This window comes from Neobacillus sp. NRS-1170, assembly GCF_050468025.1.
Window position 1 is genome coordinate 290,607 of record NZ_JBITPF010000014.1, and the last position, 13,064, is coordinate 303,670.

The following is a 13,064-nucleotide window of genomic DNA, read 5'->3' on the forward strand; positions in this document are numbered from 1 at the left end:
ATGTTTGAATATGAGGAGGAACCGAGAAAATGAGTCAACAAGTAGACAAAAAAACGCTGAATGTAGAGGATATCATCATTGCAAGTCACACGATTAGGGACGTGATTTCGCCAACTCCTCTGCAATTTAACCATTTATTATCTGAAAGGTATGGCTGTAATGTTTATTTAAAGCGGGAAGACATGCAAAGTGTCCGTTCCTTTAAAATTCGCGGGGCCTATAATCGGATTAAAAAGTTAAGCCCTGAGGAAACGCAAAACGGAATCATCTGCGCTAGTGCAGGCAACCATGCCCAAGGAGTGGCCTATTCCTGCCATCTATTAAAAATCAGCGGCAAAATTTTCATGCCAACCACAACCCCTAAACAAAAGGTAAACTCAGTGAAATTCTGGGGCAGGGATAGTGTTGAAATTGTATTAGTAGGTGATACCTTTGATGATGCTTCTGAAAAGGCGCTGGAATGCAGCCGTGCTGAAAACCGGACCTTTATTCATCCTTTTGATGACTTTGACGTCATCGCGGGTCAAGGTACGGTGGCTGTTGAACTTCTTAATGATTGCCCTGAAAAAGTTGATTTTCTATTCGGCGCAATCGGCGGCGGCGGGCTAATGGCCGGAGTAGGAACATATTTAAAGCACATCTCTCCTGAGACCCGTTTAATTGGTGTAGAGCCTGAAGGAGCACCTGGAATGAAGGAATCGATTTTAAAGGGTGAAGTAACTTCACTTGAAAAAATTGATCCGTTTGTAGATGGTGCCGCGGTTAAAACAGTTGGGTCTAATACCTTCAACATTTGTAAAGAAATTGTTGATGATATCATCGTTGTTCCAGAAGGAAAGGTATGTACGACCCTATTAACTCTTTATAACGAAAATGCTATTGTCGTAGAACCAACAGGAGCACTTTCCGTTGCGGCCTTAGATACATACGCAGATGAAATTAAAGGTAAGACGGTTGTTTGTATCATCAGCGGCGGAAACAATGATATCGGAAGAATGCAGGAAATTAAAGAGCGCTCGAAGCTTTATGAAGGTTTGCAGCATTATTTTATTGTCCAGTTTCCGCAGCGGCCTGGAGCATTACGGGAATTCTTATTAGACGTACTTGGTCCAAATGATGATATTAGCCATTTCGAATATACGAAAAAAAATAATCGTGAAACCGGACCGGCTTTGGTTGGAATTGAGTTGAAGGATAAAGACGATTACTATCCATTAATTGAGCGGATCAAAACGAAGGGATTCGTTTATCGGGAAGTCAACAAAGATAGCACCTTGTTTCAAATGCTTGTATAGTCATAAGCTTGAAAAAAGTGGTTCAGAGAAACTGAACCACTTTTTTGTATTTAATCACACCAAAATAGCAAGCATATTGGAATATTTATATTAAATTGGTAAAAGTTATAAAAGGGTGGTGGTGGTGTGTCTTTATTTCGAAATACTAAGAAAAGAAAATTAAACACAATAAAAGCAAAACCTTTGGTTCCAAGTAAAGTAATGGAGGAGCACAGTAACACCACAACCACAAGTTCGTTAAAAGAAACAGAGGAATTAATAAAAGAAATTTTGGGTGAAAATGATGACCTTGATATAAAGTATTTCAAAATTTTCGGACAATACAATGCAGCACTTTTCTATTTCCCCAATCTAGTTAATATCGAAATCATCAATATAGATATTTTAAAACCGTTAATGTATGTTCCTGAACATTTGATAGGCAGAGAGAAGCCGCTCCTACAATTAATTGATTTGATTCTTAATGAAGCGTTATATCATTGTCAAGCAAGAATTGAAGCGAATATTGAAAAGTTAATTGAGGTACTTCTGCGCGGTGAAACCGTGATTTGCATTGATGGAGTAGCAGAAGCTCTTCATATTGGTACGAGAAGCATTGAAAAGCGTTCCATCGCCCAACCGGAAACAGAACAAGTTATTTTAGGCCCTCGGGAGGGATTTATCGAAAGTATTGCTACAAATATTGCATTACTGCGATACCGACTTCCAACGGCAGATTTCCAAGTGAAAACAATGAAGATTGGCAGGCTGACAAAATCAACAGTAGCCTATTGTTATTTAAAAGGAATTGCTAACGAGACAGTCATTCAGGAAGTAGAAAAAAGATTATCTGAAATTGATATTGACGCCATTATGGATGTTGGCTATTTAGAACAATTTATCGAAGATAATCCTTTTTCACCCTTTCCTCAGACGCAAAGCACGGAAAGGCCGGATAGGACAGTGGCAAATTTAATAGAGGGGCGAGTGGCTATTCTTGTTGATGGTTCCCCTTTTGCCTTGATGGTCCCAGTTGTATTTAATCAATTTTACCAAACAACTGAGGATTACTCTTCGAGGTTTTTGATGGGCAGCTTTGTCAGGATGGCCAGGATATTAGCTCTCGTGTTTTCTTTAATCTTCCCATCCCTCTATGTATCTTTCATCTCGTTTAATCCTGAATTGCTGCCAACAGAATTTGCGGTTGCTGTCGCTGGAGGAAGAGCAGGAGTCCCGTATCCTGCTGTTTTTGAAGTTTTGATTATCGAAGTTGCGATGGAGGTATTAAGGGAGGCTACTGTCCGGCTCCCTAAACAAGTAGGTGGTGCCCTATCAATCGTAGGGGTGCTGGTTATTGGACAGGCGGCGGTTGAAGCGGGGTTATCGAGCCCAATTACCGTAGTAGTCATTGCCATAACTACCATTGGTTCGTTTGCGACTCCAGCATATTCAGCCGCATTTGCCTTAAGAATGCTCAGGTTTCCAATTATGATTATGGCTGGAATGTTCGGTTTATACGGAGTGGTGATTGGAATAATCTTTATCTTTAACCATATGGTGTCATTAAAATCCTTTGGTGTACCATATATGGCTCCTGTTTCCCCAGAGGATTATCAAGGCGTAAAAGATGTAGTCTTTCGGAGTCCTTTATGGTGGATGCCAAAAAGACCGAATTTTCTCCACCCTGATAATCGGAATAGACTTAAAAAAAATAATAATACAGTCTTAAAACACAGTAAGATTGGCAATGATCAACGGGAGGGTTTGAATAATGGGGGATCCGAAAGAAATCACAACACTTCAAACATCGACAATCATAATTAGTACCATTATTGGGGTGGGTGTACTTCCGTTGCCCTTATTTGCAGTGCGAGCCGGTGATACAGGTGCTCCACTTGTTACATTAATTGGAATAATTCTGGCAGCTATTGGTTTATTTATTCTTACACTGCTGGGAATGCGTCATCCTGAAAAAACCATCATTACATATAGCCAGGATATAATAGGTAAATGGATGGGGAGATTCTGCAGTTTATTTGTTATTTTCTTTTTTTTAGTTTTAACTGGACTGGCTTCGCGTGAATTTGGGGCAGTTGTGGTTTCTGCTGTCTTAAGAGAAACACCATTGGAGGTTACCGTCATTGTCATGCTTTTGCTAGCCTGTTTAAGTTGTAGAAACAACATTAACGTGTTTTCCTACATTCACAATTTTTATGTACCAATGATATTGGCACCTGCAATTATTGTTGTTGTTTTGTCATTAAAGAATGCCAATATCTTATATTTACGTCCTCTAATTGGCACAAATTTTTATAATATGTTTACGGGCATGTTAACAATCTCTGCGCTTTTTCAAGGTTCCTTCATCATCACGATGATTATTCCTTCGATGAAAACGCCTAATAAAGCCTTGAAGGCAAGCTTTTGGGGCATATTTATTTCTGGTGGTTTATACCTCTTATTGGTCATTGCGACAGTTGCTGTGTTTGGTCCTCAAGAGATCAAACAAATTTTCTGGCCTACATTGGAGTTGGCCAGAACAACCACAGTGCCAGGCAATATTTTGCAGAGGCTGGATGTAATTTTTCTAGCGGTTTGGGTAACTGCCGTTTTCACGACACTATTTTCGAGTTATTACTTTACCATTCATTCGATCAAGGAATTATGTCATCTCAAGGACCATAAAATGCTGAGTTACTTTATTCTCCCCTTTGTTTTTATATTGGCCATGCTTCCCAAAGACATATTACAAATGTATGAGGTTATCCAATACGTAGGCAGAGCAGGCTTATTGATCACTATTTTTTATCCTGTCTTTTTATTATTGATTGACTTCATAAAGAGCTGGAGGCGGAAAAAAAGTGTTTCACAACAATTGTAAGCTTCGGCTGGTACTTCCTTTTTTCTTCCTTTTCCCTTTACTATCAGGGTGCTGGGACAGTCAAGAAATTGAGCAGCGCGCGACTGTATTGGCGATAGGAATTGACGTTGTTGATTCGAATGCGCCAAAAGAAGATGAAATTTCCCATTTAAAAAATCAATTTCCAATACCGAAAGAAAAAATGATTAAATTAACTGCACAAATTGCAGTTCCTGGTCGAATACCATTAGGTCCAGAGCAAACAGGAGGTGCTGAAAAGCCTGTATTAATCATGGAAGTGGTTGGTCATACATTAGATGATGCCATTCTAAATCTTCAGCAAGAATTAGCGGATAAATTATTTCTTGGACACTTAAGGATAATCGTTTTAAATGAAATGGTTGCGAAAAGAGGCACAGAGCGGTTTAATGATTTCCTTAGGCGAAATCCAGAAATACGTAGAACGGCTTCACTAGTGGTTTCTAAAGAGCCAGCAGCCAAATATATGAAATTGTCTCCAGAACTTGAACGTGTTCCATCACTCTATTTGGCTGACATGGTTGATAATCTTACAGCTCTTGGAAAATTCCCCCCAAGTTTCATTGGACTATTTTGGACCATTCTATCAAGTAAAGGTCAGGATCCAATCCTGCCTTACTTAGCACTCAAAAAAGGATCAAATATTCAATTAAACGGCTTCGCATATTTTCATGGCGATCGCATGGTCGGCAAGGCAAACCCTTCGGAGATAGGAGTTTATATGTCTATCATTGGAATAAAAAAAGGCGGTTATGGAGCTTTTACAAAAATTCCAGGAAAGGAAGAAATGGTATTGGTAAGGGCAATATCTAGAAATACCAAAATTAAGGTTAGAGTAAAGGACGGTAGACCCCATGTTGATATTAAGGTTCGATATGAGAGCGAAATTGATGAAAAGTATAGTCCAAACATTTCATTATCAAAATCTAAAATGATTAAAGATATAGATAAGCAGGCATCAAAAGACACCGCAAAATCTATCAGAGATTTAATTAAAAAAACACAGAAAACCAAATCAGATATTTTTGGTTTTGGAGAACATTTTCGAGCGAAACTACCGAGTTATTGGAATGGAAAAATTAAAACAAAAAAAAATTGGGATAGGATTTATAAAGATTTAACTTTTGATGTTCATGTTGAAACAAATATACATCGGGTTGGTATGAAAGCCAAATAGATGACAGGAAGAAGGTCGAATATTTGAATATCGGTTACTTGGGGTATGTGGTCGTTTTATTTTACATAGCTGGAGCTTTCATTCTGCTGACGGATGTAAAAGCATATAAAAATGCAAATCTAGAAAAAGAACAAAAAGTATCAAAGTTCTTAGGCTGGGTTAACATCTCACTTGGGTTTGCCTTAATGAGTGTCAATTGGATTTACAATATTTTTCTATAGATTTGTGAAGAAAACCCTTCATTTTTTTAAACATTTGCTTAGTTAAAGCCCATTGTTGATTTTTAACACTGTTGATTGGAGCGGAAGGCGCGAAGACTCCTGCGGGAGTACGGGGCAGGGAGACCCCGCAGGCGCTAAAGCGCCGAAGAGGCTCACTGGTACGCCCGCGACCCGCTCGCGCCTAGAGCGCAAGTCAACAACAAAGTTTAACAGAACTTAAATATTAAACACTTAACAAATGGCCCATTTACGGTATAATATTATCTGTGCAAGTAGAGCATGTATAAATTATTAATTTATAGGCAATAGAATAGGCAGTGAATTAAGAAGAAAGAGAGTGTTCAAAATGGGTCGTAAATGGAACAATATTAAGGAAAAGAAAGCGTCAAAGGATGCAAATACGAGTCGTATTTATGCGAAGTTTGGTGTTGAAATTTATGTAGCAGCAAAACAAGGTGAACCAAATCCAGAATCAAATCAATCGTTACGATTTGTCCTTGAACGGGCAAAAACTTACAATGTACCGAGACATATTATTGATCGTGCGATTGATAAGGCAAAAGGCGGTTCAGAGGAAAGCTATACCGAACTTCGTTACGAAGGCTTTGGACCAAGCGGTTCCATGGTGATCGTCGATGCATTGACAAATAACGTAAATCGTACTGCTTCTGATGTTCGTGCGGCATTTGGTAAAAATGGCGGAAACATGGGAGTCAGCGGTTCTGTAGCGTATATGTTTGATGCAACTGCTGTTATTGGGGTTGAAGGCAAAACAGAAGAAGAAGTACTTGAGCTATTAATGGAAGCTGATTTAGATGTGCGCGACATTATCGAAGAGGAAGATCAAGTTATTGTTTATGCAGAGCCTGAGCAGTTCCATGCCGTTCAAGAAGCATTCAGAAGTGCGGGAATAACAGAATTTACGGTTGCAGAATTGACTATGATGGCACAGAACGATGTTACCCTTCCAGAGGACGCACAAGCAAAGTTTGAAAAAATGATCGATGCTTTGGAAGATTTAGATGATGTGCAGCAAGTGTACCATAATGTTGATTTAGGCGAATAAGCTTTAAAAACGCTGATATATCAAGCTTTCAGCGAAACTATTATCCTAAATCATAGCTAAAAACATCTTCGATTAAGATAAACGATACAACCAAAGCCATAATCAATTAAGATAAACGCTTTTTCATGGGTGAATTGAAAAATTACTCATGGGGAGGCGTTTTTTTCATGCTATTAACCGATTTGGATAACGAATATATGTTTCACATTCAAGTCAAAGGCTACACACCAAGAACAATCAGGAGATATAAAGATAATGGAAAACGATTTATAGCTTTTCTTGAAAGCGAATTTGAAGTAACTGAGCTCGATGAAGTAAAAACGCTACACATTAAACAATACGGTATGCAATTGCTCAAGAAGGGTAGGAAGGAAACATACATCAACAGCATTTACAAGAGAATACGCAGCTTTTTCGATTATGCGATTGATGAAGGGTATATATTACCCAAACATAATCCGTGTGGTGGTGTCAAATGGCTCAATGAAGAAACACCTGTTATTAAGGCATTTACAACAGATGAAATTAAAGCTCTTATCAATGCTTACAAAATGACCACTTACATTGAGGCAAGAAACAAGCTCATTATTATGGTATTCGCTGATACAGGATTGAGGAATTTGGAATTGTGCCATTTGATGAAAAGCAATGTAGGGGAAACTACCATAAAAATTCTTGGGAAAGGGAAGAAGGAGCGTTATTTAGCTATTTCTCCAGCATTAAAAAAATATTTAATCAAGTTTGATAGAATCCGTGAGCAATATATGAAGGATGATTTCCGACACCATGACAATCTATTTTTATCATACCGTGGCAAACCATTAACAGTTGAAGCTGTAGAACGTATCGTAAAAATCGCTGGGGAACGTGCTGGCATTACCAGAGCTATTCGCATATCTCCACATTCCATACGTCACACATACGCACAAATGATGCTTCAGAATGGTTGTGATGTGTATAGCTTATCGAGGTTATTAGGGCATGAAGATATTTCAATTACAAAACGTTATTTACAATCACTGGAAGATGACAAAATAGTAGAATTGAGCATTAAATCATCCCCGTTAATGAATTTGAAATAGATTTAGAAAAAAATAAGCTCATGTTAATATTTAAAAGTTTACAAACAAAAAGAAATGCCTTCCCAGAGTTTGGCGACCAGAGAAGGCATTTCACAAAAATAAAACTGACTTCATTGTAGCAAATTTTGCTGATGAAGTAAAAAGGGGAAATTGCATAATGAATGGAATTATTAAAAGAAGGAAAACTTCTGATTACGCTCAAATTCATAATGGAGCATTACAAAACCTTGAGGATATTCGTTCAATCGGTTTAATATCACATTTAATGTCATTGCCAGAAAGCTGGACAATCAGCAAGATGCAACTTTACAGCAAATTCGGACGAGGACCTATAACCTATGCAATAAAAGAATTAGAATCCAAAAGGTATTGGGTAACTATCCAATATCGAGATGGTAAAAAGACTTTGTATTATTACAACGTCAGTGACGTAGCTTTTGACGATAGCCACGTTTTAACGTGATTGACGAAGTAAACAAGGCGGATCTAAAATAACCGCTATATCCGAAAGCTTCGGGCATTTGCTTTCAATTGTTGAAAATCAGCAACTCAAAAGTGAGGATTCCCTTATTGACTACTCTTCAATTGTCGATTTTGAACAGTTGAAAATGAATTGTTCAAAATCAATTGTTGAAAATCGACAACTATTAAATAAAAAAGAAAAAACCAACACTAAAAAACAAAATAAAGATAAAGAAACATTTGTTAATTTACAATGCATTGACAACTTTTTAAACCCAAATAAATTTAAAATTGCCTTAATAGATGCCTGTAATTCCTATTACACCGAATTTGCACCGAATAGATAGAGCAAACAGTCATGGCGTACGTTAATAGAAACGTTCGTTAATGAAACCATCCAGAATGAAAGATACATAACAGTACCTGAAGCAAAAATAAAAAGTTATGCCTACGCTTCAATCAAAAACATGGCACATAAAGTAGATATGAAAAATGGAACAGTTAATTTAAGCAGCAGTGGTGAATTACCGTTTTTTGATTGGTTGAATCAGTAATTTTTGAATATTAATATTCAATTATTTAATTTCCGATAAGCTTTTGTTCATTTGAGCTTCATTAGCTGCAATTGAATCATTAATGCCACGGTATGAATCTTTGATGTTTTGAAGATAATCAAATGCGAATTTGTCAATAGGTTTTTGAAGCTTATCATCATAATGCTTTTCGACAACGGTAGCCATGAACAAATGTTCTAATGCTGCTGCATCATTTGTCAAGTATTTTTTTGATTGATAGTTCTTGACAATTTCAGTTTCGAAGCTTTTGATTACGCTGTCCGACAAATCAAAATCTTTCGCATATATCATTATTTGGTCGATTTGTCCACTTTTGCCACCATGTAAGCTTTCATTCAAGTAGATTTTCATTACATGAGATTTCCAATCCACTTTGTCATCTTCGCCCACATGCGGTTTAGCTTGTTCAGCTTTTGCCTCAACTTTAGCTGTTGGAGTGTCCTTCGGTTTTTCGTCAGAACCGCCTGAATTGCAAGCTACAATCATTAGCGGTATAGCTACTGCCCAAGCTAGGCACCCGATAGCTTTTTGTTTTTTGGTGGCTTTTTTACGTTCCTTTTTAGCTTTGGGTTCTGTTGTCATTTGTAATTTCCTCCTAGATAAAATTGAATACGTACCATTTGATTGCTATGAGGAGCGGTAATGTTATCGCCCAAAGAATTTCTATGGCTGCAATGGGAATCTTCACTGTTATGCGAATTTTAAATTCCAACATTGGGACGTTCACCTCGATGAAGAGGCAGGATTCAAGGTTACTGGTGTCACTTGGCAAAGACACGTTCGGCTTGCTCCTCTTCGCCACTTTTAACAGGCACCCATATTATACTATACAAGCTATAAAACTACTATATTTTGGGAGTGAGCATCATTGAAGATACTCAAAACAATAGCTGTAGGAATAATTACCGTATTGTTATATTTTTTAATGTTCGCATTGGTTTTTCAAGGTGCGTTCCCGTCCAATCCCGAAGATGATAAACGAGCTGAAATTGCCGAAAAACACGCAAAGCTACGGGCTGAAGGAATAAAACAATGGCAAAAGGAATGGATGGAGCAACAGAAGTAACCGTATATAAATTTGATATATCCTTATGGCTTTATATAAAAAATATATCATTCGTATATATCCGTATATAAATTTGATATGTAAATTATATATAGTTGGGAATCTGCCTTTGGCAGATCCCAACGAAAACAAAAAAAATAGACCGCCCAACCGAAGTTGAGCGGACATTAGCGTATCTCTCGCTAAATATATCAATAAGCTTTTGTAATAAGCCATTGTATATATACGCTACTCACCGAAAAGTAAGGTAGCAAACCGTTGAGCCATGCAGACTTTAATATGATAAAATACTTATTATATAAATAAAAAAGAGAGCAATCAGCTCTCCAACAATCGATTAACCTTCTCAATTTCCTCTTCGAACAACTTCATATCTGATTCATATTCTGGATGACCATCAAATGAATCCAACATATCTTTTTCTTGATGTAATGTTATCAAATATTGTTCCAATGAAAACCCACCACTTTGGATTGAATTCTCAAACACAACTTTAAATCTGCTCATTTATTTCACCTCAACTGGTAGTGTGTCCATAATATGTAATGGAATACTGGTTTTATAAATAAAAAAAGACGGAGCTCCAATTATGGAACTCCGTAATTATTAAAGCTTTTTTATGGTTTAGTAACCGCTGTGTACCAACCATCAATTTGAGCTTGTGGTGCTGATTCAGAATCAAGCATATAAAAGATTCCCCCGTCAGCAAGTTCACGAACAGTGAATTTTAATTCAACGTTTTCTTCCTCAACGCCACCTTCCATAGTCTTAGCACCGATTGCTGGAGGAGCGAATTTACAAGCGTATAGAGTATAAAGAACTATGTACGAGCTCCCGAGTTTCTTCCGCTCAAATAAGATAGCTACTTCAGGTGCTACATCGGTACTTTTCACAAGTACGCCACCAGCATTAACTGTTGAGCCGAATAAAGTATTGTATTCGCTCATTGTTAAACCAGAAACTGTTAAAGTTCCCTCGCCACCATTAAATACGTAATCGCTATAATCAATAGCATTATCTGCGTAGAATTGTGCTCTTGGCGTTTTTTGTTTGTCGGAAAATGTTTTCATAATTTTGGAATATTTTGCTGGACGGCAAATTATGCACAGGTTAAAATAAGCTCAATCTCATTAAGGAGCGTGATTGGATTGGCGGATTATAAGACACGAATAGGCATTAAGATTGCAATGGACATGCTTAAAAACCCTAATGAAGCTTGGTTGGTTGGTGAACATTTGAGTTTAATGTTCGATACTGGATTAATGAATGATACTTATTATGTGTTACATGTAATCGAAACGGAGAAAGCCCATGACTTACTTCCTATAATTACTCAACAACTAATGACAGATATGAAAGTGGCTGTTTATGATGCCATTCATGGGGAAAACGATTTTTAATGAACGACTTCTACATTTTGCAGCCATTCGATAAAAGGAAATTTGTTGAAACGGAGATATTAACAACTCCTGAAGCTATGGAGCTTTTGGAAGTGTCACGAGGCCGATTAAATCAATTGGTCAACCAGGGGAAGTTAAATCCAGTGAAAAAATCAGGAGCTATTACACTGTTCCTAAAAGATGATTTAATCGAAAAGAAAAAAGAATTGGTTGAGCTACGAAAGAAATACAGACCATTTGATTATTAAAGAACGTTCCATATTGGAGCGTTTATTTTTTTGGGAAAATTTTTAAATTATCGTTGCTAAATCTACATAATCCCATTATTATTCCATATGACAGCTTTAGTGAATTTTTGGAAGGAGGTGTTATGATGGATAAGAATATGTTATTACATAAGCTTCAAAATGCTGGTGAAGGTAATCATTTTTCAATTGAATTTGCCCAAACCGATAAAGTATATGAATGGCAAATTGAATCATTGGCTAAGGAGCTGGAAAGCGAAGGAAAAATTGAATTGATCGAATGTTCCCAGCATGAAAATACAGTTTATCTGAAAGGTAGAATCAGAGTGTGATATGAAATTCGATACTAAATATTTAATTCGCTGGGGTATTCCTGGCTGGGTGTTCCTATTGAGCATTTTGTTTCTATACGGTACTTATCATAGTAGTTTTATCAAAGTATTTTCATCTGACCCAATTAAATTATTAAGCTTTGTTGTAGCAGTTGCGAGTATTGGTGTTCCTGTAGGGTATATATTTCACCAGTTATATTTTGGACTGTTTTGGGTTATGTCCAAAACAAAAGGAGTGAAATACATAACTAAGCATATTGAAGGCTATCAAAGGAAGTTTCCTAATGATGTAGATGAAGAATATTATCATTTGGAATACTTATGGCAAAGTGAACTAAGTTTATTAGAACAAACAAAAAGGGATTATATAGCTGAACGGTATAGACATTTGTTATCTACAACCCACAGTTTAGGTGTTCTAGGCGTGAGCTTATTTTGGTCGTTTATTGTATCTTTGTATGTCTTTAAGAAATTAGAAATGACTTTTGAAGATAGGTTTACGTATGGAACGATTATAGCTGGTATGGTGGTATTGATTTTTTTGAACTACTTGTATTACTCAGAGAAAACACAAGCTTTTCAAGGAATGTTCTTGAATGAATTCATTAATGATAAAGAAAGAAATAAAGAAAGAAAACAGCAACAAAATTAATACATAACTAAACGTCAGTGCTCGTTCACTGACGTTATTTTTTTTGAATTTTGGTATAATGGTATTCGGATTTAATAACGGACAGGAGCTGTCAAAATGGAACGAATACCTCCAATTGTTAAGACATTAGCTGATGATAAAAAATCCATAACGCTTCACATACCCAATGTTCGATATGCTAAAGAAAATGATTTGCTGATAAAAGCTAAACGATTTAAACCTGAAGAAGTTTTAAAAAATAAGGAAATTTGCGGTTTTGATATTGTTTCAATGAGTTTATTTAAAGGTGTCCAATCTAAAATCATTACCAACTGCTGTAATATTAATTGTGATGGCACCATTGAAAAAACTTATTATAATTATGTTACCAATCAAGAAATTCTTATTGTAAATCATGTGCCAAAATTGTTAATGGTATAAATACGAGCAACAAACGCCCAGTACTAGCTGTTAAAGGTGATGAAAAGCTTAAATTTGAGTCAGTTGAAGAAACTGCTAATTTTTATGGAATCATTTCGAACTACAAAACATTTGACCTATTTTTAGCAACTTACGACCTATTTTCCCGCAATTAATACTTATTTTTTAAAATTTACGACATTTTCTGGAATTT

17 protein-coding genes are annotated in these 13,064 nt (G+C 36.6%); 14 read left to right on the top strand and 3 right to left on the bottom strand.

The window, feature by feature from the left end; translation table 11 throughout:
* Positions 1 to 29 precede the first annotated feature (29 nt).
* The 8 genes from ilvA to ACIFOT_RS07005 all read left to right on the top strand — a co-directional run bounded on the left by ilvA (position 30) and on the right by ACIFOT_RS07005 (position 8,182).
* The gene (gene ilvA, locus ACIFOT_RS06970) at positions 30 to 1,295 is read left to right on the top strand and encodes a threonine ammonia-lyase IlvA (RefSeq protein WP_430063409.1); all 1,266 of its coding nucleotides are present in this window, start codon (positions 30 to 32) and stop codon (positions 1,293 to 1,295) included.
* A 201-nt stretch (positions 1,296 to 1,496) separates the two neighbouring features.
* Positions 1,497 to 3,098 (top strand): spore germination protein, encoded by a 1,602-nt coding sequence (locus ACIFOT_RS06975; RefSeq protein ID WP_430063584.1) that lies wholly within the window; start codon positions 1,497 to 1,499, stop codon positions 3,096 to 3,098.
* On the top strand, positions 3,046 to 4,155 hold the full coding sequence (locus ACIFOT_RS06980; protein WP_430063410.1) for a GerAB/ArcD/ProY family transporter: 1,110 nt from the start codon (positions 3,046 to 3,048) through the stop codon (positions 4,153 to 4,155). Before ACIFOT_RS06975 ends, ACIFOT_RS06980 begins: the two co-directional genes overlap by 53 nt.
* Positions 4,136 to 5,350, top strand: coding sequence for a Ger(x)C family spore germination protein (locus ACIFOT_RS06985; protein ID WP_430063412.1), 1,215 nt, complete (start codon positions 4,136 to 4,138; stop codon positions 5,348 to 5,350). Before ACIFOT_RS06980 ends, ACIFOT_RS06985 begins: the two co-directional genes overlap by 20 nt.
* Before the next feature lie 23 nt (positions 5,351 to 5,373).
* Positions 5,374 to 5,571 carry a CLC_0170 family protein gene (locus ACIFOT_RS06990; protein WP_430063414.1) on the top strand — a complete coding sequence of 66 codons (198 nt, stop codon included), beginning with the start codon at positions 5,374 to 5,376 and terminating at the stop codon, positions 5,569 to 5,571.
* A 346-nt stretch (positions 5,572 to 5,917) separates the two neighbouring features.
* A complete protein-coding gene (locus ACIFOT_RS06995) occupies positions 5,918 to 6,637 on the top strand; it encodes a YebC/PmpR family DNA-binding transcriptional regulator (RefSeq protein WP_430063416.1) in 720 nt (239 codons plus the stop codon).
* A gap of 167 nt (positions 6,638 to 6,804) precedes the next feature.
* The gene (locus ACIFOT_RS07000; protein ID WP_430063418.1) at positions 6,805 to 7,719 is read left to right on the top strand and encodes a tyrosine-type recombinase/integrase; all 915 of its coding nucleotides are present in this window, start codon (positions 6,805 to 6,807) and stop codon (positions 7,717 to 7,719) included.
* A 157-nt stretch (positions 7,720 to 7,876) separates the two neighbouring features.
* Complete coding sequence (locus ACIFOT_RS07005; protein ID WP_430063420.1) at positions 7,877 to 8,182, top strand: hypothetical protein; 306 nt, start codon at positions 7,877 to 7,879, stop codon at positions 8,180 to 8,182.
* 574 nt (positions 8,183 to 8,756) lie between these two features.
* On the opposite strand, the gene ACIFOT_RS07010 is transcribed toward ACIFOT_RS07005, so the two are convergent.
* Positions 8,757 to 9,338, bottom strand: coding sequence for a hypothetical protein (locus ACIFOT_RS07010; protein WP_430063422.1), 582 nt, complete (start codon positions 9,336 to 9,338; stop codon positions 8,757 to 8,759).
* A gap of 286 nt (positions 9,339 to 9,624) precedes the next feature.
* Here ACIFOT_RS07010 and ACIFOT_RS07015 point away from each other — a divergent pair, with 286 nt between their 5' ends.
* Positions 9,625 to 9,822 (top strand): hypothetical protein, encoded by a 198-nt coding sequence (locus ACIFOT_RS07015; RefSeq protein ID WP_430063424.1) that lies wholly within the window; start codon positions 9,625 to 9,627, stop codon positions 9,820 to 9,822.
* Between the two features lie 318 nt (positions 9,823 to 10,140).
* On the opposite strand, the gene ACIFOT_RS07020 is transcribed toward ACIFOT_RS07015, so the two are convergent.
* Positions 10,141 to 10,329, bottom strand: coding sequence for a hypothetical protein (locus ACIFOT_RS07020; protein ID WP_251571937.1), 189 nt, complete (start codon positions 10,327 to 10,329; stop codon positions 10,141 to 10,143).
* A gap of 110 nt (positions 10,330 to 10,439) precedes the next feature.
* Positions 10,440 to 10,931 (bottom strand): major tail protein, encoded by a 492-nt coding sequence (locus ACIFOT_RS07025; protein WP_430063586.1) that lies wholly within the window; start codon positions 10,929 to 10,931, stop codon positions 10,440 to 10,442.
* A 39-nt stretch (positions 10,932 to 10,970) separates the two neighbouring features.
* Between ACIFOT_RS07025 and ACIFOT_RS07030 the strand changes: the two genes are divergently transcribed.
* From ACIFOT_RS07030 to ACIFOT_RS07050, 5 genes are all read left to right on the top strand, one after another.
* Positions 10,971 to 11,222: a hypothetical protein gene (locus ACIFOT_RS07030; protein ID WP_430063426.1), complete on the top strand. Its 252-nt coding sequence runs from the start codon at positions 10,971 to 10,973 to the stop codon at positions 11,220 to 11,222.
* A complete protein-coding gene (locus ACIFOT_RS07035) occupies positions 11,222 to 11,470 on the top strand; it encodes a helix-turn-helix domain-containing protein (RefSeq protein WP_430063428.1) in 249 nt (82 codons plus the stop codon). The genes ACIFOT_RS07030 and ACIFOT_RS07035 overlap by 1 nt, the downstream gene beginning before the upstream one ends.
* Positions 11,471 to 11,592: 122 nt before the next feature.
* Positions 11,593 to 11,799 carry a hypothetical protein gene (locus tag ACIFOT_RS07040; protein WP_430063430.1) on the top strand — a complete coding sequence of 69 codons (207 nt, stop codon included), beginning with the start codon at positions 11,593 to 11,595 and terminating at the stop codon, positions 11,797 to 11,799.
* Between the two features lies 1 nt (position 11,800).
* Positions 11,801 to 12,451 (top strand): hypothetical protein, encoded by a 651-nt coding sequence (locus ACIFOT_RS07045; protein WP_430063432.1) that lies wholly within the window; start codon positions 11,801 to 11,803, stop codon positions 12,449 to 12,451.
* Between the two features lie 96 nt (positions 12,452 to 12,547).
* A complete protein-coding gene (locus tag ACIFOT_RS07050; RefSeq protein ID WP_430063434.1) occupies positions 12,548 to 12,871 on the top strand; it encodes a hypothetical protein in 324 nt (107 codons plus the stop codon).
* The last annotated feature ends 193 nt before the right edge of the window (positions 12,872 to 13,064 follow it).